The organism is Streptomyces sp. NPDC005485, from assembly GCF_040606085.1.
GTDB lineage: Bacteria > Actinomycetota > Actinomycetes > Streptomycetales > Streptomycetaceae > Streptomyces.
In genome coordinates this window covers 13197-31523 of the sequence record NZ_JBEXDZ010000022.1, presented here as the reverse complement: position 1 = coordinate 31523, position 18327 = coordinate 13197, and the positions used below count along the sequence as shown (strand labels likewise).

The 18327-nt window shown below is 70.2% G+C and carries 15 protein-coding genes; 6 read left to right on the top strand and 9 right to left on the bottom strand.

Annotated elements, in window-relative coordinates:
- Positions 1 to 22 precede the first annotated feature (22 nt).
- The gene (locus ABZS97_RS10545) at positions 23 to 1525 is read right to left on the bottom strand and encodes a cellulase family glycosylhydrolase (protein ID WP_356135866.1); all 1503 of its coding nucleotides are present in this window, start codon (positions 1523 to 1525) and stop codon (positions 23 to 25) included.
- Positions 1526 to 1696: 171 nt separating this feature from the next.
- Positions 1697 to 2677, bottom strand: a complete 981-nt coding sequence (locus ABZS97_RS10540; protein WP_356135955.1) for a WD40 repeat domain-containing protein — start codon at positions 2675 to 2677, stop codon at positions 1697 to 1699.
- A gap of 104 nt (positions 2678 to 2781) precedes the next feature.
- Here ABZS97_RS10540 and ABZS97_RS10535 point away from each other — a divergent pair, with 104 nt between their 5' ends.
- The 3 genes from ABZS97_RS10535 to ABZS97_RS10525 all read left to right on the top strand — a co-directional run bounded on the left by ABZS97_RS10535 (position 2782) and on the right by ABZS97_RS10525 (position 5183).
- Complete coding sequence (locus tag ABZS97_RS10535; protein WP_356135864.1) at positions 2782 to 3465, top strand: SGNH/GDSL hydrolase family protein; 684 nt, start codon at positions 2782 to 2784, stop codon at positions 3463 to 3465.
- Positions 3466 to 3552: 87 nt separating this feature from the next.
- Complete coding sequence (locus ABZS97_RS10530) at positions 3553 to 4140, top strand: Uma2 family endonuclease (protein WP_356135862.1); 588 nt, start codon at positions 3553 to 3555, stop codon at positions 4138 to 4140.
- Between the two features lie 50 nt (positions 4141 to 4190).
- Positions 4191 to 5183: an aldo/keto reductase gene (locus ABZS97_RS10525; RefSeq protein ID WP_356135860.1), complete on the top strand. Its 993-nt coding sequence runs from the start codon at positions 4191 to 4193 to the stop codon at positions 5181 to 5183.
- A 371-nt stretch (positions 5184 to 5554) separates the two neighbouring features.
- Here ABZS97_RS10525 and thpR read toward each other — a convergent pair whose 3' ends face one another.
- The 3 genes from thpR to ABZS97_RS10510 all read right to left on the bottom strand — a co-directional run bounded on the left by thpR (position 5555) and on the right by ABZS97_RS10510 (position 8085).
- The gene (gene thpR, locus ABZS97_RS10520) at positions 5555 to 6127 is read right to left on the bottom strand and encodes an RNA 2',3'-cyclic phosphodiesterase (RefSeq protein WP_356135858.1); all 573 of its coding nucleotides are present in this window, start codon (positions 6125 to 6127) and stop codon (positions 5555 to 5557) included.
- A gap of 69 nt (positions 6128 to 6196) precedes the next feature.
- Entirely contained in the window at positions 6197 to 7561 is a 1365-nt protein-coding gene (locus ABZS97_RS10515) for an MFS transporter (RefSeq protein WP_356135856.1), read from the bottom strand.
- 86 nt (positions 7562 to 7647) lie between these two features.
- Positions 7648 to 8085: a MarR family transcriptional regulator gene (locus tag ABZS97_RS10510; RefSeq protein WP_356135854.1), complete on the bottom strand. Its 438-nt coding sequence runs from the start codon at positions 8083 to 8085 to the stop codon at positions 7648 to 7650.
- Positions 8086 to 8239: 154 nt separating this feature from the next.
- Between ABZS97_RS10510 and ABZS97_RS10505 the strand changes: the two genes are divergently transcribed.
- On the top strand, positions 8240 to 8422 hold the full coding sequence (locus ABZS97_RS10505; RefSeq protein ID WP_015659639.1) for a ribbon-helix-helix protein, CopG family: 183 nt from the start codon (positions 8240 to 8242) through the stop codon (positions 8420 to 8422).
- A gap of 42 nt (positions 8423 to 8464) precedes the next feature.
- On the opposite strand, the gene ABZS97_RS10500 is transcribed toward ABZS97_RS10505, so the two are convergent.
- Entirely contained in the window at positions 8465 to 9916 is a 1452-nt protein-coding gene (locus ABZS97_RS10500) for an NCS2 family permease (protein ID WP_356135851.1), read from the bottom strand.
- Between the two features lie 311 nt (positions 9917 to 10227).
- On the opposite strand from ABZS97_RS10500, the gene ABZS97_RS10495 reads away from it, so the two are divergent.
- Positions 10228 to 10515, top strand: coding sequence for a DUF2530 domain-containing protein (locus ABZS97_RS10495; RefSeq protein ID WP_356135849.1), 288 nt, complete (start codon positions 10228 to 10230; stop codon positions 10513 to 10515).
- 112 nt (positions 10516 to 10627) lie between these two features.
- Positions 10628 to 13033, top strand: a complete 2406-nt coding sequence (locus tag ABZS97_RS10490; RefSeq protein ID WP_356135847.1) for an HAD-IC family P-type ATPase — start codon at positions 10628 to 10630, stop codon at positions 13031 to 13033.
- Between the two features lie 34 nt (positions 13034 to 13067).
- Here ABZS97_RS10490 and ABZS97_RS10485 read toward each other — a convergent pair whose 3' ends face one another.
- The 3 genes from ABZS97_RS10485 to ABZS97_RS10475 form a co-directional block, all read right to left on the bottom strand.
- A complete protein-coding gene (locus tag ABZS97_RS10485) occupies positions 13068 to 13934 on the bottom strand; it encodes a hypothetical protein (RefSeq protein WP_356135845.1) in 867 nt (288 codons plus the stop codon).
- Positions 13935 to 14172: 238 nt separating this feature from the next.
- Positions 14173 to 14940, bottom strand: coding sequence for a calcium-binding protein (locus tag ABZS97_RS10480; protein WP_356135843.1), 768 nt, complete (start codon positions 14938 to 14940; stop codon positions 14173 to 14175).
- Positions 14941 to 15194: 254 nt separating this feature from the next.
- Positions 15195 to 18320: a molecular chaperone Hsp90 gene (locus ABZS97_RS10475; protein WP_356135841.1), complete on the bottom strand. Its 3126-nt coding sequence runs from the start codon at positions 18318 to 18320 to the stop codon at positions 15195 to 15197.
- Positions 18321 to 18327 lie beyond the last annotated feature (7 nt).

Sequence of the window (18327 nt, the reverse complement as noted above, 5' to 3'; positions counted from 1 at the left end):
GCGAACACCGGGCGCCCTTCTCTCATGTCGCCGTGCAGCTCGCGGTCGGCGTGGTCCCGCCGCCCGGGGCTCCCCCGAAGCCGAAGCTCGCCGAACCGCCCGTCGGCACTGCTCCGTTGTGATCGGCGTTGGCCGCGGTCACCGTTGCTCCGGTCTGGGTGTACGACGCGTTCCACATGTTCGTGACCTTCTGGGCGCCGCTCCAGGTCCAGGTGACCTTCCAGGACTTGAGGGCCGTGGTGCCCGTGTTCGTCACCTTCACCTCGGCGTTGAACCCGCCGCCCCAGTCGCTGCTGACGGTGTAGACGGCGCTGCACGCGGCCGTGCTCCCGCCGCCTCCGCCCCCTCCACCGCCGCCGGTGCCCGGGAACGCGGGCGCCTTGACACTGGCCAGGTAGCCGTCCTTCACCGTGTCCACGGAGGTCCAGTCGTCCTTCAGGATGCCGCCGGTGTCACCGGAGTTGGGGTTCCACGACCAGAAGGTCCAGGAGATGCTGTCGGCGCCGTACGTGGACGTGGGCCGCATGTACGACACGAGCGCGGCCAGCCACTTCTGGTCGATGGTCGAGGTGAGCGTGGTGCCGAACTCGCCGACCCAGACGGGGGCGATGTTCTGCTTGAAGATGTAGCCCCAGTACTTGTCCCACACGCCCGGCATGTTGGCGGGGAACGAGGGGTCGTTGAACCAGCTCTGCTGGGCGACGCTGGTGGCGTAGTCGTGGGCCGAGTACACGACGCGGTTCGCCACGTTCAGCTGGACCGGGTACTGGGCGACACCCATCAGGTTGCCGCCCCACCAGCCGGACGTGCCGTTGAAGGTCTGCACGCCCTCGACGAAGATCAGCAGGTCGGGGTCGACGGACAGGACGGCGTTCCCGGCCCGCTGGGCGGCGAGCCGCCAGTCCGTCGCCGTGTCCCCGCAGCCCCAACAGGCGGGATCGTGCGGCTCGTTGTGCAGATCGATGCCGATGACGGTGCCCTTGTCGTCGTACCGGGCCGCGAGAGCCTTGAGGTCGGCGATCCACGTCGACTCCGGGACGGCGGAGGTGTACCAGAGGGCCGACTGCCCGCCCGAGTCGGGCCGGTGCCGGTCCAGGATCACCTTGAGCCCGTCCTGACCGGCGTACGAGACGATCTTGTCCATGACCTGAAGGGAGTCCAGGCCCTGCAGGTCGGTGTTCTTGCCGCTGGAGAAGTCGATGCTGTTGGGAACGGTCCCGCTCTTGAAGATGTCGTCACTGTAGGGCAGCCGGATGGTGTTGTAGCCCAGCGACTTCATCTGGTCGATCATGCTCTTGTAGTCGCGCGACCAGAGGCCGTGGACCACGTGGTTGCCGGTCTCGAAGCCGAACCAGTTGATCCCGGCGATGCGTACGGGCTGGCCCGCGGCATCGAGGATCTGCCGGCCGCTCGTGTGCCAGTAACCGGCGCCGGGGTCCGCCGCACGGGCGGTCTGCGCCCCCGCCAGCGGTATCAGGAGCGCTGCGGCGGCAACGCACAGTGCTCTTCGCAGTCTGCGGAACATGGGGGTGGGTTCCTCTCGGGGAGGCGCGGGCCCGGAACAGAATGGGAGCGCTCCCATTTGCCGCGCATCACCCATGGAAGAGGCTGATCATGAACGCGTCAAGAACTTGGACGGGTGGCAGCCCGTCGATCGGTTTCGGTACAGAAGGACGCAACTGCCCGGCGGCACGCGTCAGTTCCGGCGCAGCAGCCTCTTCAGTCCGAACACGACGGCCAGAGCGGCGGCGAGGACGAGCGCGCCGACCTTGAAGTTGGCGTTCAGCCCGTCGCTGTCGCCCCCACTGCCGCCCGCGGAGTGCGAACCACCATCCTTGGACGACGAGCCGCCCTCGCCGCCCCCGGGCACGCTCTCCGCCTTCACCTCGCTGTTCGCGCCCTCGGTGCCGTACATCAGCTCGGACCCGTCGGCGGTGTAGGCGACGGACTCGCCCTGCCTCTGCAGCGGGACGTTCAGCCGGCCCTGCTTCTTGATCTTCCCGTCGTTCCAGGAGTACGCGATCCCGCCGAAGTATCCGCGTACGACAAGCTGCTTGCCGTCGGGCGAGAACGCCCCGTCGGTGGTCCACAGGTCGACGTCGGCGATGCGCTTGAAGACGTTGGTGCCGGAGGTGGTCAGCTTCGCCGGTGCCTCGTACAGGCCGCCGCCGTCCTCGTTCTTGGAGACGATGTAGACGCGCCCGGTCTTCGGGTGGACCATCAGCGCCTCGGCGTCCCGGGCCCCGTCCGCGTACTTCACGACGTACTGCGTGGCGCGGATCGTCTGGTCCTTGAGCACCTTCGGCTCGGGCAGCTTGTAGACCCACACGTACTTCCACGTGCCGCCGAGGTTGTCGCCGATGTCGCCGACGTACAGGTCGCCGTCCGGGCCGAGGGAGATCGCCTCGACGTCGCGGGGCGCGCCGACGCCGGTCATCGTGAACCGGGCGACGGTCTCGCCGGTGCTGCTGTCGACGGCGTACAGGTAGGGGCCGTCGTCGCTGTCGTTGTGCGTCCAGTAGATGCCGGGGTGGGCATGCGAGGCGACGAGTCCGCTGGACTCGGTGATCCGGGAATCCTTGATGGTGAACCCCTCGTCCCCGTCGGAGGCGACGGCGGGTGCCGCCGACGCGACGACGAGGGCGGCCCCGGCGAGGAACGGAAACGATCGACGCATGCGCATGCCCCAAGCCTGCCATCCCGCACCGGCGTTCGGACCGCGTGTCCAGCCTCACACCCCGCCCGCCCGTGGCCCCGGCACTGATCGACGATGATGAGCGGATGCTCAGGTTCATGCCCGTCGGCGACTCCCAGACGATCGGGAGCGCGGGCGAACACACATGGCGCTACCGGATGTGGCAGCACCTGCGCGCGACGCACGGGGGCCCGTTCCGGATCGTCGGCCCGCGCGAGACGCTCTACGACAAGGCGCTGGAGACCCCGACGTCGTACGAGTACGCGGACCCGGACTTCCCGCGCGCCCACCTCGCCGGCTGGGGCGAGGGCTGGCTCCACATGGCGCCGCTGATCCGCGAGGCGGTGCGCACACAGCGGGCGGACGTCCTGCTCGTCGCCCTCGGCCTGATCGACCTGGGCTTCTACACGAACGCGGTGCAGACCGCGGAGAACATGCGCACCTTCGTCGCCGAGGCCCGGGCGGCCAACCCGCGCGTGCGCATGGTCGTGCTCCCGGTGATACCGAACGTGCGCGCCGAGTCGGACGCCCCGTTCGCCGCCGAGGTCGCCGCCTTCAACGTGCTGCTCGCCAAAGCCGTCGCCGACCTCGACGAACCCCGCTCCCCGCTGCTGCTGGCCTCGCCTCCGTCGTCGTACGACACCGCTTTCGACACGTACGACGGCACGCACCCGAACGCGAGCGGCGAGCACAAGATCGCGGAGGGGTTCGCGGAGGCGATGTACCAGGCGTGGGACCTGGGCGAGCCGTACACGGCCGAAACGGCCTGACCGGTTCTCGGCGTCTCCTGGTCACCGTGCGTATCGTTGTGCTGCGCGGCTGCACCTGTGCGTGGGCAGCCGGGGAGGAGCGCGACCGTGACCGTCCTTGAAGACAGGATCGCGATGGCCGAGAGCGACAACGAGAGCACGCTCGACGAGATGTTCGACCGGCTCGAGAAGATGCCCGTCCCCGAGGGATACAAGGTCGAGATCGTCGAGGGGACCGTCTACATGTCGCCACAGCGGGACACTCACTGGGAAATCATCCTGGACATCATCGAGCAGCTGCGGACCAAGTACCCCCGCAAGCGGCTGAAGTCCGACGTCCGGATCGACTACCCGGGCCATCTCAACGGCTTCGCCACCGACGTGACGGCCGTCAGGGAGAGCGCGACCAAGACGGAGAAGGGCCGCTGGCGCCACGAAGACGTCGAGTTCGTCGCCGAGGTCATCTCCAAGGGCACTGCGGCCAACGATTACGGCCCTAAGAAGAAGGCCTACGCCACCGCCGAAGTCCCCGTGTACGTCATCGCCGATCCCTACAAAGGCACGTGCTACGTATACACCCAGCCCAAGGAAGGGGACTACATCACGAGGACGACGGTCGACTTCGGCAAGGACATCGACCTGACCGACACAGTCGTCGGTCTCACCCTCAAGACCGCTGACTTCCCCCGCGACTGATCCCCTCCGCCCTTGCCTGGAGCGCACTCCAAGCCGTTGGCTGGGGGACCATGAAGTACACGCAGCTCGGACGCACGGGACTCAAGGTCAGCCGACTCGTCCTCGGCACCATGAACTTCGGTCCGCAGACCGACGAGGCCGACAGCCACGCCATCATGGACGCGGCGCTGGCCTCCGGCATCAACTACTTCGACACCGCGAACGTGTACGGCTGGGGCGACAACAAGGGCCGTACCGAAGAGATCATCGGGAACTGGTTCGCCCAGGGCGGTGACCGCCGCGACAAGGTGGTCCTTGCCACGAAGGTGTACGGCAACATGGCCGGCGACGGTGCCGCCTGGCCCAACCACGACAAGCTGTCGGCGCTGAACATCCGGCGGGCGGTGGACGCGTCGCTCAAGCGCCTCCAGACCGACTACATCGACATCTACCAGTTCCACCACGTCGACCGGAGCACTCCCTTCGAGGAGATCTGGCAGGCGATCGACACCCTCGTCCAGCAGGGCAAGATCCTGTACGCCGGGTCGTCCAACTTCCCCGGCTACAAGATCGCCCAGGCCAACGAGATCGCCGCCCGGCGCGGCGGCACCATCGGGCTCGTCAGCGAGCAGTGCCTGTACAACCTCTCCGAGCGGCGCGCCGAGATGGAGGTCATCCCGGCCGCGCAGGAGTACGGCCTCGGGGTCATCCCCTGGTCGCCGCTGCACGGCGGGCTGCTGGGCGGGGTCATCAAGAAGGAGGTCACGGGCGGACGCCGCTCCTCCGGCCGGACCGCGGACTCGCTCGCCGACCCCGCCGTACGCGCGCAGGTCCAGGCCTACGAGGACCTGCTCGACAAGCACGGCATCGAGCCCGGCGAGGCGGCCCTGGCCTGGCTGCTGACCCGGCCCGGGGTCACGGGCCCCATCGTCGGCCCGCGCACCGCGGAGCAGCTCGACTCCGCCCTGCGCGCCGTCGAGCTGGAGCTGACCGAGGAACTGCTGACGGGGCTGGACGAGATCTTCCCGGGGCCGGGGCCGTCTCCGGAGGCGTTTGCCTGGTAGTTCGGCCGGGGGTCCGGAGGTTGCCCCCGGGACAGCACAGCCCGGGGCCGGGGCCGTCCCCGGAAGCGTTTGCCTGGTAGCCCGGCCGGAGGTCCGGGGGTCGCCCCCAGGACAGCACAGCCCGGGTCCGGGGCCGCCCCCGGAAGCGTTTGCCTGGTAGCCCGGCCGGGGGCCCGGGGATCGCCCCGGGACAGCACAGCCCGGGTCCGGGGCCGCCCCCGGAAGCGTTTGCCTGGTAGTCCGGACCGGGCAGGCGGGGCGCGGCGGTCGGCGGTTACTTGACCGCCGCGGCCAGCGCCACCACGACGAACATCAGCACGAGCACACCGGCCATGATCCGGTTACGGGTCTTCGGGTTCACATGGTCGAGCCTAACCGGCCGCCCCGAGCGGCTGACGGGCGACCGTCTCGTAGCGGGGCTGCTCCCCCGGCACCCCCGACTTCGGCAGGCGGCTGCGGACGAGGCACAGCTCGCTCACCGTCCAGGTGCGGCCGGCGAAGGCGTCGAGGGCCTCGACGTACGGCTGGGCGTCGAGGGCCTCGCGGCTGCGGGCCACCGTCAGGTGGGGCTTGTAGCGCCGGTGCTCACCCATCGGCACGCCCGCTTTGCGCGCCGCCGCCTCCGCCCGGTCGGCAAGCAGCCGCAGCGCGTCCAGGTCGCCCCGGGCGCCCGCCCACAGCGCCCGCCCGTGACCGAACTGCCCACCGCCCCGCACGGCAAGTGCGAAGGGTTCCGTGCGCCGGGCCGCCCGCTCCAGCCGCAGCGACAGTTCCGGTACGACCTCCTCGTCGACCTCGCCGTAGAAGGCGAGCGTGAAGTGCCAGCCGGGCAGGCCGGTCCAGCGCAGCCCGTCCGAGCCGGGCAGCCGCCGCAACGCGGCGACCACCGGGGCGAGTTCGGCGATCACGTCCTGCGGGGGCAGCACGGCGGCGAAGAGTCTCATGGGACGTCACCCTTCCAGGGATTGGATCACCGGGCGAGGGTGACGCCGTCCGTGAGGCCCTCCGCGACGTCAGACCGCCGTCGCCAGCTCCCGCTGCTGCTGCTCCCGCTGTTCCTTCGGCACGAAGCGGACCCGCGGGTGTCCGTGGTTCCAGCCGACCGCCAGACGCAGGCCGCCGACGCGGGCCAGGACCAGGCCGACGGTGACCGCGGCCGCCGCCGACACCAGGCCGCCGAGGATGAAGCCGACGCGCGGGCCGTAGGTGTCGGTGACCCAGCCGACCAGGGGTGCGCCCAGCGGCGTACCGCCCATGAAGACCATCATGAACAGGGCCATGACGCGGCCGCGCATGGCGGGGTCGGTGGTCATCTGGACCGAGGTGTTCGCCGTGACGTTGACCGTCAGGCCGAACATGCCGATCGGCACCATGAGCAGCGCGAACAGCCAGAAGGACGGGACCAGGGCGGCGACGACCTCCAGGACGCCGAAGGCCAGGGCCGCCGCGATCAGCACGCGATGGCGGGCCGTGCCGCGCCGGGCGGCGAGCAGTGCGCCCGCCAGGGAGCCGAGCGCCATCAGCGTGTTGAAGAGGCTGTACCCGCCGGCGCCCACGTGGAAGACGTCGTCCGCGTACGCCGAGAGCCAGACCGGGAAGTTGAAGCCGAACGTGCCGATGAAGCCGATGAGGACGATCGGCCAGATCAGCTCGGGGCGGCTCGCCACGTAGTGCAGGCCCTCGCGGAGCTGGCCCTTGCCGCGCGGGGCGCGCTGGACGACCTGCAGGTCGCGGGCGCGCATGAGCAGCAGGCCGACGATGGGGGCGACGAAGGACAGCCCGTTGAAGAGGAACGCCCAGCCGGTCCCCACGCCCGTGATCATGAGGCCCGCGACGGCGGGACCGACCAGGCGTGCGGACTGGAAGTTGGCCGAGTTGAGGCTGACGGCGTTCTGGAGCTGCCCGGGGCCGACCATCTCGGCGACGAAGGACTGGCGGGCGGGGTTGTCGACGACCGTGGCGAGGCCGACGGCGAAGGCTGCGACGTAGACGTGCCAGACCTGGACGTGGCCCGAGAGGGTCAGGGCGGCGAGCGCGAGGCCCGTGACGCCCATGGCGGTCTGGGTGGCCAGCAGCGTGGGCCGCTTGGGCAGCCGGTCGACGAGGACACCGCCGTAGAGGCCGAAGAGCAGCATCGGCAGGAACTGCAGGGCGGTGGTGATGCCGACGGCGGCGGACGAGCCGGTGAGGCTCAGCACCAGCCAGTCCTGGGCGATGCGCTGCATCCAGGTGCCGGTGTTGGAGACGACCTGGCCGAGGAAGAACAGGCGGTAGTTACGGATCTTCAGCGAGCTGAACATCGTGGCGCGGGCGCCGGTGGGCGGGGAGTCGTGGGTGGCTGGTGCGGGGGCGGAGTCTGCTCCGGGTCCCGTACTCAAAAGGGCTCGCCTCCTTGCGTGTGCTGACTGGCTGACCGACTGACCACGGGTGCACGAGTGGCGCGCGTGACGATTCGCGCGTGCGGCTACAGGTGCGCGAGCTTCTCCAGAACGGGAGCGGCTTCGCGGAGCTTCGCCCACTCGTCCTCGTCGAGGGCCTCGACGACGCCGGCCAGCCACGCGTTGCGTTTGCGGCGGCTCTCCTCGAGCATCGCCTCGGCCCGCTCGGTCTGCGTGACGACCTTCTGGCGTCGGTCCTCGGGGTGCGGCTCAAGGCTGACCAGGCCCTTGCTCTCCAGCAGCGCCACGATGCGGGTCATCGACGGCGGCTGTACGTGCTCCTTGCGGGCGAGCTCGCCCGGCGTGGCGGTGCCGCAGCGGGCAAGGGTGCCGAGCACCGACATCTCGGTGGGGCTCAGCGACTCGTCGACCCGCTGGTGCTTGAGTCGACGCGACAGGCGCATCACTGCGGAGCGCAAAGAGTTCACGGCGGCAGCATCGTCGCCATGGGTGAGGTCAGGCATGTTCTTTAGCTTAACTCATTACTCTGACTAAAGACCACCGCGACACCACTGAAATGCCCGTGACTCGCACCACTGAACCGCCCAGTCACCCGTATGAGTGATCCGATGGCAGAAAGTGACGCACCGACCGGCAGGGCCCGGCGACCCTCAGGACATGGGGACCAGCGTGCTCAGCCTGCGGATAGACGGGGAGCTGCTCGAACGGCTCCGACACCATGCCGCCAAAAGAGGAATGAGCGTCCAGGACTATGTCGTCCGGACGCTCATTCGCGATGACTTCGACGAGCGGTTCCAGACCGCGGTCGAGGAGACGGAGAAGTTCTACGGGGTCACGTGAGCCCGGGGCCCCGGGGGGCTCGGGTCACAGCCCCCGTGCGGCTCAGGTCAGACCCAGCGCCGGCATCAGGTAGTAGAAGCCGAACACCGCGGCCACGACGTACATCGCGACCGGGATCTCGCGGCCGCGGCCGGCGGCCAGGCGCAGCACCACGAAGGTGATGAAGCCCATGCCGATGCCGTTGGTGATCGAGTAGGTGAACGGCATCATCACCATCGTCACGAAGGCCGGGATGGCGATGGTGTAGTCGGCCCAGTCGATCTCACGGACCGAGTTGGACAGGATCAGGAAGCCGACCGCGAGCAGCGCGGGGGTGGCGGCCTGGGACGGGACCATGGTGGCGACGGGGGTCAGGAAGAGGGCGATCGCGAAGAGACCGCCGGTGACGACGTTCGCGAAGCCGGTGCGGGCGCCCTCGCCGACACCGGCCGTGGACTCCACGAAGCAGGTGGTGGCGGACGAGGAGCTCGCGCCGCCGGCGGCGACCGCGATGCCGTCGACGAAGAGGACCTTGTTGATGCCGGGCATGTTGCCCTGCGCGTCCGTCAGCTTGGCCTCGTCGCTGACGCCCATGATCGTGCCCATCGCGTCGAAGAAGCACGACAGCAGCACGGTAAAGACGAAGAGGGTGCCGGTCAGGACGCCGACCTTGTCGAAGCCGCCGAAGAGGCTGACCTTGCCGACGAGCCCGAAGTCGGGGGTGGCGACCGGGTTGCCGGGCCACTTGGGGGTCGTCAGACCCCAGGACGGGATCGTCGCGACGGCGTTGATGACGACCGCAAGCACCGTCATCGTGACGATGGAGATCAGGATCGCGCCCGGCACCTTGCGGACGATCAGCGCGAGCGTGAGCAGCGTGCCGAGGACGAAGACCAGGACGGGCCAGCCGTTGAGGTGGCCGTCGGCGCCGAGCTGCAGCGGGACCGTGGTCTGCGCGGCGTCCGGGATGCGGGAGACGAAGCCGGAGTCGACGAGGCCGATCAGCATGATGAACAGGCCGATACCGATCGAGATGCCCTTGCGCAGGCCGAGCGGCACGGCGTTCATGACGCGCTCGCGCAGACCGGTGGCGACCAGGAGCATCACGATGAAGCCGGCGAGGACGACCATGCCCATGGCGTCCGGCCAGGACATGCGCGGCGCGAGCTGGAGCGCGACAACCGTGTTCACACCCAGTCCGGCGGCGAGCGCGATCGGCACGTTGCCGATGACACCCATGAGCAGCGTGGTGAACGCCGCGGTCAGCGCGGTCGCGGTGACCAGCTGGCCGTTGTCGAGGTGGTGCCCGTACATGTCCTTCGCGCTGCCCAGGATGATCGGGTTGAGCACGATGATGTAGGCCATCGCGAAGAAGGTGGCGAAGCCGCCGCGGATCTCGCGCGGCAGCGTGCTGCCCCGCTCGGAGATCTTGAAGTAGCGGTCGAGCGCGCCCTGTGCGGGCCGGGGATCCGGCTGCTCGGGGGCGGAGGCCTTGGTGGTGGCCGAGGTGGACATGCGGGACCTCATACGTGCGGGGGCCTTGGTGGCCGTACGGGCGCGGGGCGGGACGGCGCACCGGGCGGGAACTTGATCGATTCTGGCTGCCGTTCGGTCACCAACAGGTTTCCCCCGGGTTTCCGTTGGTGTTTCGTACGAACACAAGTGGCCATACTCAGACCGTTTCAGTATGAACATATGAGTCGGAATTCGCTATCTCCGCGCGTAGACCGTTGGTATACGGGGCCTGTACAGGGGTCTCGCGGGCCTCGGGGAGAGCCGCGCGGGCCTCGGAGAGAGCATCGATGCCGTCCTCGTAAGCTGTGCACATGGCCGTGTTCTTTTCGGGATCCCCCAAGCACGAGGCGCCGGAGCCCCTGGAGGGCCCCGTCGTCGCCACCATCACGGGCGGCACCATCCTCTGGTTCGTCCTCTTTCTGGTGCAGCTGCCGTTCTACGGCTGGTTCGACGACCACGGGCACACCTGGTGGCTGTGGACCTGCCTGGCCGGCGGGGGTCTCGGACTGATCGGCGTCTGGTACGTCCGCGGACGCGACGCGGCGCTCAAGCGGGCCGCCGCCGCGGCGGACGCCGACTCCTCCCCTGCTGCGGACTAGGCACCTTCCCCTACGCCTACGGCATCACATCCGCCGACTCCCCTCCTCCCCTGGTCGGATCTTTGGGGCACTCGGCAGGTGAAGCCGTATTTCCGCACGTACCGTCAGTTCCATGACGCACATAGACGCGGGCGCCGAACTCGATCCTGTGCATCCCGTACCCCTGCCCGACCCCGCCACCGGGCCGGCCACGGGCCTGTCGGCCGCCGAGGTGGCCGAGCGGGTCGCGCGCGGCGAGGTCAACGACGTCCCCGTGCGCAGCAGCCGCTCGCTGTCGGAGATCGTCCGCGCCAACGTCTTCACCCGGTTCAACGCGATCATCGGGGTGCTCTGGCTGATCATGCTGTTCGTGGCCCCGTTCCAGGACAGCCTGTTCGGGTACGTGATCATCGCCAACACCGGGATCGGCATCATCCAGGAGTGGCGGGCCAAGCAGACCCTGGACTCGCTCGCGGTGATCGGCGAGGCGAGGCCGACCGTGCGCAGGGCCGGGATCGCCCAGGCGATCAGCACCTCGGAGATCGTCCTCGGGGACCTGATCGAGATCGGGCCAGGGGACAAGATCGTCGTGGACGGCGAGTGCGTCGAGGCCGACGGGCTGGAGATCGACGAGTCGCTGCTGACCGGTGAGGCCGACCCGGTCGTCAAGCATCCCGGGGACCAGGTGATGTCGGGCAGCTTCGTGGTCGCGGGCGGCGGCGCGTTCACGGCGACGAAGGTGGGCCGGGAGGCGTACGCGGCGCAGCTCGCCGAGGAGGCCTCCCGCTTCACGCTGGTCCACTCGGAGCTGCGGACCGGTATCTCCACGATCCTCAAGTACGTGACGTGGATGATGATCCCGACCGCGATCGGCCTGGTCATCAGCCAGCTGGTGGTCAAGGGACACGACTTCAAGGACGCGGTGGCGCGGACGGTCGGCGGCATCGTCCCGATGGTCCCGGAGGGGCTCGTGCTGCTGACGAGCGTCGCCTTCGCGATCGGGGTGATCCGGCTCGGCCGCCAGCAGTGCCTGGTCCAGGAACTGCCGGCCATCGAGGGCCTCGCCCGCATCGACACGGTCTGCCTCGACAAGACGGGCACGCTCACCGAGGGCGGCATGGACGTCACCGAGCTGCGGCCGCTCCAGGGCGCCGACGAGAGTTACGTACGCAGGGTCCTCGGCGCGCTCGGCGAGTCCGACCCGCGGCCGAACGCCTCGCTCCAGGCGATCATCGACGCCTACCCGGACAGCGAGGAGTGGCGGTGCACCGAGTCGCTGCCCTTCTCCTCGGCCCGCAAGTACAGCGGGGCGTCCTTCAGCGAGGGCGACGGGGACAACAGCACCTGGCTCCTCGGCGCGCCCGACGTGCTGCTGGCCGCCGGGGACACGGCGCTCGCCGAGACGGAGCGGCTCAACGAGGCGGGACTACGGGTGCTGCTGCTCGCCCGCACCTCGAAGGACCTCGACGATCCCGAGGTCAAGGCGGCCGCCCGGCCCACCGCGCTGGTCGTGCTGGAGCAGCGGCTGCGCCCGGACGCGGCGGACACCCTGCGCTACTTCGCCGAGCAGGACGTCAAGGCCAAGGTGATCTCCGGCGACAACGCGGTCTCGGTGGGCGCGGTGGCGGGCAAGCTGGGGCTCGTCGGCGAGACGGTCGACGCCCGCCGGCTGCCCGCCGAGCAACGGGAGATGGCGCTCGCGCTGGACGAGGGCACGGTGTTCGGGCGGGTCACCCCGCAGCAGAAGCGGGACATGGTCGGCGCGCTCCAGTCGAACGGCCACACGGTGGCGATGACGGGCGACGGCGTGAACGACGTACTGGCCCTGAAGGACGCCGACATCGGGGTCTCGATGGGCTCGGGCTCGGAGGCCACCCGGGCGGTCGCGCAGATCGTGCTGCTCAACAACAGCTTCGCGACGCTGCCTTCGGTGGTCGCGGAGGGCCGCCGGGTCATCGGCAACATCACCCGGGTCGCGACCCTCTTCCTGGTGAAGACGGTCTACTCGGTGCTGCTGGCCGTCCTGGTGGTGTGCTGGCAGGTCGAGTACCCCTTCCTGCCCCGCCACCTGACGCTGCTGTCGACCCTGACGATCGGCATCCCGGCGTTCTTCCTGGCCCTCGCCCCCAACAAGGAGCGCGCCAAACCCCACTTCGTACGGCGGGTGATGCGCTACTCGATCCCGGGCGGCGTCGTGGCGGCGATCGCGACCTTCGTCACATATCTGATCGCCCGTCACTCCTACACGGGCAAGGGCGCGTTGGGCGCGGAGACCAGCGCGGCGACACTCACGCTCTTCCTGATCTCCATGTGGGTCCTGGCGATCATCGCGCGGCCGTACACCTGGTGGCGCGTCCTGCTGGTCGCCTCGATGGGCGCCGCGTTCCTGGTGGTGCTGGTGGTGCCGGGGCTTCAGCACTTCTTCGCGCTGAAGCTGGTCGGCGTGACGATGCCGTGGGTCGCGGTCGGCATCGCGGCGGTGGCGGCGGTCGCCCTGGAGTTCCTGTGGAAGTGGGTCGACCGCCGCTTTCCTGCCTAGTCCCGCCTGGACCTGCCCAGTCCTGCCGGCGAGGTCAGTGCACGTCGACGTAGTCACCCGTGGCGCTGACGGCCGGGGTGGTCGTGGTGCCCGCGAAGCTGAAGCGCCAGTAACCGTCGGAGACGGCGGTGGCGGTGGCCTTCAGGTTGCCGGTGGAGTCCGACGTCACCGTCTTGATGGTGGTGTAGGTGCTGGTGCCCGCCTTGCGGAACTGCAGCTTGACCGGCTGGTTGGTGTAGCCGTGGTACTTGTTGTCCTCCCAGTTGGCGCGCGAGAGCTTGCCGGTGGAGGTGATGGTCCTGCCCTTGACGACCGGCTCCGGGCCCGCGTTGACCGTCAGCTTGGAGTAGCGCTGGACCTTGGTGGTGCCGAGGCCGAACGAGACCGAGCTGTCGTCGCTGCTGTACTGGATGGCCACGGCGCCGCCCGACCAGGTGCCGGCGTCGGAGTTCACCAGGTCGCCGTCGGCCGGGTGGATGTCGACGAGGCCCTTGCAGCTGGCGGTCGTCGACGAGGTGGCGGTGCAGGTGGCCGGCTTGGTGCCGAACAGCATGTTGTCGGGGTCGTCGGACGAACCCTTGTAGATGAGCGGGCCGTTGTCGTAGTCGTCCGAGTTGAGGACGTAGTCGGCACCGTGGGTCAGCGTGTAGGTGACCGTGGTGGAGACGTCGTTGGTCGTACCGACCTTGACCGCGCTCGCGATCTTGAAGTTCGAGAAGGTGACGCCCAGGTCGTCCGCGGCGGTGGTGGCGCCGAACGTGGTCCTGCCGGAGGTGCCGAGCACCTTCGAGGCCTCCGCCTTGTACGACGGGGCGGCGTTGTCGGCCTGCGCGGCCGGAGCGACGAAGGCGGAGAGAGCCAGGGCGCCGGAGACGGCGGCCACAGTGGCACGTATACGCATGCGTTCCCCAAGTGGAGAAAGGGGCCCCGGCGCTGGTCGTTCCTCACGGTTCGTCATCGGCGGGGGGCCCAAGTGATCGTTGAGCCTGTTGGCTCACGTGATCAGATCAGTGACGCATGTGACTGGTTGTACGGACGATGCAGATTTTATGTGTGTATGACGAAACATTGACGAGCTCCCGGGAAACGCCCGGCCCCGGGAGATCCCGGGGCCGGTACCGATCCGCGCGTCGCCCGGGTCAGCGCACGTCGACGTAGTCACCCGTGGCGCTGACGGCCGGGGTGGTCGTGGTGCCCGCGAAGCTGAAGCGCCAGTAGCCGTCGGAGTTGGCGGTGGTGGTGGTCTTCAGGTCGCCCGTGGAGTTGGACGTGATGGTCTTGACGGTCGTGTAGGTGCTGGTGCCCGCCTTGCGGAACTGCAGCTTGACCGGCTGGTTGGTGTAGCCCTTGTAGGTGAGCGTCTCCCAGTTGGCGCGGGACAGCTTGCCCGTGACCGTGAGGGTCTTGCCCTTGGCCACCGGCTCCGGCGAGGCGTTGACCGTGAGCTTCGAGGCACGCTGGAAGTTGAAGGACCCGGCCTTCTCCTTCCAGATGTAGTCGCCGTCGTTGGCGTCGATCCACGCGTCGACGTACCAGGTGCCCGCCGAGGCGTTGCTGAGGTAGTCGGTCTTCGGGTCCACGAGCACCGAGGCGGTGCAGGTGGAGGTGGTCGAACTGGACGCCGTGCAGGTCGGCCTGCCGGTCTCCAGGAACCCGTAGCCGGGGCCGGTCATCGAGAACGACTCGGCGCCCGCGATGCCCGAGTCGTCGGTGGCCGTCACGCTGACCTTGATGGTCCTGGGGTCGGAGACACCCACGGAGGCCTTGTTGTCACCGTCGACGACAACCTTGGTGATCCTGGTGTCGCCGGACCCGCCGTCCGACCCGGTGGCCTGCGCGGCCGGGACGGCGAGGGCGGAGAGGGCCAGAGCGCCGGAGGCGACGGCCACGGTGGCTCGTATGCGCATGCGTTCCCCAAGAGGAAGGGGCCCCGGCCGTGGTCGTTCCCTGCGGCTCGTGTGCACGTCGGGGCACAAGTGATCGCGGAGTCGGTTGACTCAGGTGATCAGATTCATGACGCATGCGAATGGTTGTACGGCTGGTAAAGAAAATGTGCGAGCCTGGTAAAACCCGACGGCCGGAGGGAACCCGGCCGACCCGAGAGCACTCAGGGCACCGACCCCGCTCCCCCTCGCTCTCAGTCTCAGTCTCAGTCTCAGTCTCAGTCGAACCAGCGGTCCCGCGCGAGTTCCTCCGTCCGGGACGGGTCCTCCAGCAGGGCGGCGACCTCGAAGCGGCGGGGCCACTGCCCGGCCGCCCAGGCGAGTCCGGCGGCGACGCCCTCCAGGGTGGCGGCGTGCAGGACCCCGTCCCGGGTACGGCGCCAGTCGAGTTCGGTGCCGTCGACGAGGAGTTCCTCGTGTTCGACGTACGACGAAGGCGTCGACGGCCCGAGCAGCACCCGCACCGACTCCGGCACGTCGTGCTCGGCGCCCTGCGACGTCACCTCGCCGGTCACCGACTCGCTCAGCCGCCGCACCTGGAACAGCTCGGCGAGATCGCCGGCCCGCGAGGGCCGTACGGGAAGCAGCGGCGTGCCGGCCGTGAACGGGAGGAGGTCGGGCGAGTCCACGACCACGGCGTCGCGGGCGTCCACCACCACGATCTCCCCGTCGACGACGGCCCGCAACTCGTCGGGCAGCGTCACCTGTTCGGGGTCGAGGTCGGCCAACGCGCCGTACAGGGCGTGAAGTTGGGCGGCGGTCACCGGACGGTCCGGGTCGGCGAGCCGGTCGAGCAGCTCGGCGGCGCCGCCGGGCTCGTCGAGGAGGGCGGCCACGGAGGTGCGGACGCCCAGCGCCCGCAGGACCTGCTCGTCGTCGAAGCCGGAGGCGTCGGCGGCGTCGTACAGCCCGTGCAGCAGCGGATCGCCGCCCGCGGCCCGCAGCCCCGCCGGACGGCGCCCGTCGAGCACGGGGTGATCGCGCAACCACCAGGCTGTGTAGGACCGGACGACCTCATGGGTCCCGTCCGGCAGCAGGATGCGCACCGGCTGGGTGAGGGCGTCCCGCAGCGGCGGCTGCCCGAGCAGCGCCAGGGCCTGCGGCCAGCGGTCGTCGTCCACGAGATCGAGATCCCGTACGGCGACGATCTCGGTGGCGACGGGCGGTACGGGCGTGTCCGGCAGCCGGTCGAGCACGTCCTCGCACCACACGTCGACGGCGTCGAGGAGCCCGGCGTCGTCGGGTTCGGCGAAGTCGGAGTCGCGCGGCTCCAGTTCGTCCGGGTCGAGGACGACGTCGGTGGCGCGAACAAGTGTGAAATTGGCGAGAACACCACAGGCGGCAAGGGGCTGTTCGCCCCAGCGCTCGGCCCATTCCCTCTCCACGAAGGCGAGTTCGTCCTCGCGCATGACCTGGGCGAAGGGGCTGCCGGGCAGCACGAGTTCACCGGCGGGCACCAACTCCCCCTCCTCGTCCGGGAGGGCGAGAGCGCCGAGCCAGGGCTCGTCACCCGGATCGAGACCGGCGTCCCGTACGAGGGCGAGGACGGTCTCCGCCAACTCCTCGGCGTCCGGACCGTCCTGGTCCCAGCTCGCACCCTCGTCGTCGAGGGAGGCGGCCACGGCGGCCCGCACCTGCGGGGTGGTCAGGACGGCGCGGGGAGTGGCCGCAAGGGCGCCCAGCTTCTCCAGGAGCGGGTGGGCGGCGTCCGGGTGGGCCACCTTGAGACCGAGCCGGGCGAGCGCCTCGGGGGCCGCCTGGCTGTCGTCGGCGGTGGGCAGCAGGACCTGCCGCGGCCCGATCGTCGTACGCCCGTCGGCGAGCGGTACGGGCAGCCCGGTCAGCCGGTCGGGGTCGACTCCGGCGAGGCTGTCGTAGAGCCGCCACCACCAGCCGGGCTCCTTCTCCAGACCGGCCAGCCGGTCGACGGCCTCGGTCAACGGGACCCGGGCGACACCCAACGTCCGCAGTTCCACCCGGCGTTCGAGCCCGGCGGGCAGCAGGCTGGGCAGCACCTCGGCGAGGACGCGCACGGTGTCGGCCCCTGCGCCCTCGACGACCTCCGCGTCGCGGGGGCGCAGGACCTCGGGCAGGTCGGCGTCGTCGCCGGGGGCGACGGCGGGCGGCAGGAACTCGGTGCGCGGCAGCCGGTCCAGGATCGCCTGGCGCAGCGCGCCGTCCAGCTCGCCCTGCCCCAGCGGCCCGGGCACCAGGTCGATGATCCCGGTGCCCACCGGCCGCCAGGCGGCCAGGAGTTCGGCGTACGCGTCGGCCGCGCGCTGCACCACGAAGTCGGTCAGCGGGCCGGGGGCGGCGTGCCGGCGCGTGGTGTCCAGCGGGAGGGAGGCGATGAGCAGCGCGGGGACGCCGAGGGGTTCGTCGCTGGGCGTGGGCGCGTGCACGACCAGGCTGGTGCGGGGCCGGGCCGGGGATCCGTCGGAGTCGACCGGTACGGCCCAGGTGACCGACCAGTGCGGGCGCAGCCGCTCCTCGACCGGGCGGTCGGCGAGCAGGGCGGGGTCGAGGGCGCCGTGGCGGGAGACGGTGCGCCAGCGGGTGTCGCCGTCGCGGGAGTCCTCGACGAGGACGGCGTTGCCTTCGCCCTCCTCGTGGCGCCGCAGCGTACGGGGTTCGGCGTCCCCGACCTCGACGACGACCTCTTCGAGGCCGGGCAGCGCCAGCAGCAGGGCGTCGTCGATCCGCTCCAGGAGCCGTTCGGCGAGATCCTCGGCGGCGGTGTCGCGCAGCGGCAGGATGACGACCGTGTCGTACGGGTCCGGGGCGGTGCCCTCGGCCGCGAACGGCAGCCGGAGCAGCGGCACATGGCCGTCGCGGCGGCGGACCTCGTCGCCGAGCCCGGGGCTGTGCCGGGCCGTGTCCGCAGCGAGTGCGCGGGCTTCGGCGAGGGACCAGCGGACGCCGCCGTGGCGGCCCACCACGGCGGGTTCGTCGCTCACGGCGAGTACGGCGGCGAAGCCGACGCCGAAGCGGCCGACGGCGCCCTCGGGGGCGTCCCGTTTCGCGGAGGCGCGGAGGGTGGAGAGGGACTCGACGCCGGTCGCGTCCAGGGGGGCGCCGGTGTTCGCGGCGGCCAGGACGCCGTCGCGGAGGGTGAGGCGCAGGCGTCCGGGGACGCCAGCGCGGGCTGCGGCGTCGGCGGCGTTCTGGGCGAGTTCGACGACCAGGCGGTCCCGGTAGCCGCCGAGTACGAGGTCCTCCTCGGCGTTGGCGTCCTCGCGGAAGCGGGCCGGGCTGGTGGCCCAGGCGTCCAGCACACCACGTCGCAGACGCGCCGTCCCGAACGGGTCCGCGCCCTCGGCCGCCGGCCGCACGAACTTGCTCACAACTCAC

Excerpts from the sequence above, each read along its gene's own strand:
- ABZS97_RS10545 (WP_356135866.1), bottom strand. The coding sequence starts at position 1,525 with ATGTTCCGCAGACTGCGAAGAGCACTGTGCGTTGCCGCCGCAGCGCTC.
- ABZS97_RS10540 (WP_356135955.1), bottom strand. The coding sequence starts at position 2,677 with ATGCGTCGATCGTTTCCGTTCCTCGCCGGGGCCGCCCTCGTCGTCGCG.
- ABZS97_RS10535 (WP_356135864.1), top strand. The coding sequence starts at position 2,782 with ATGCTCAGGTTCATGCCCGTCGGCGACTCCCAGACGATCGGGAGCGCG.
- ABZS97_RS10525 (WP_356135860.1), top strand. The coding sequence starts at position 4,191 with ATGAAGTACACGCAGCTCGGACGCACGGGACTCAAGGTCAGCCGACTC.
- thpR (WP_356135858.1), bottom strand. The coding sequence starts at position 6,127 with ATGAGACTCTTCGCCGCCGTGCTGCCCCCGCAGGACGTGATCGCCGAA.
- ABZS97_RS10510 (WP_356135854.1), bottom strand. The coding sequence starts at position 8,085 with ATGCCTGACCTCACCCATGGCGACGATGCTGCCGCCGTGAACTCTTTG.
- ABZS97_RS10505 (WP_015659639.1), top strand. The coding sequence starts at position 8,240 with ATGGGGACCAGCGTGCTCAGCCTGCGGATAGACGGGGAGCTGCTCGAA.
- ABZS97_RS10500 (WP_356135851.1), bottom strand. The coding sequence starts at position 9,916 with ATGTCCACCTCGGCCACCACCAAGGCCTCCGCCCCCGAGCAGCCGGAT.
- ABZS97_RS10495 (WP_356135849.1), top strand. The coding sequence starts at position 10,228 with ATGGCCGTGTTCTTTTCGGGATCCCCCAAGCACGAGGCGCCGGAGCCC.
- ABZS97_RS10490 (WP_356135847.1), top strand. The coding sequence starts at position 10,628 with ATGACGCACATAGACGCGGGCGCCGAACTCGATCCTGTGCATCCCGTA.
- ABZS97_RS10485 (WP_356135845.1), bottom strand. The coding sequence starts at position 13,934 with ATGCGTATACGTGCCACTGTGGCCGCCGTCTCCGGCGCCCTGGCTCTC.
- ABZS97_RS10480 (WP_356135843.1), bottom strand. The coding sequence starts at position 14,940 with ATGCGCATACGAGCCACCGTGGCCGTCGCCTCCGGCGCTCTGGCCCTC.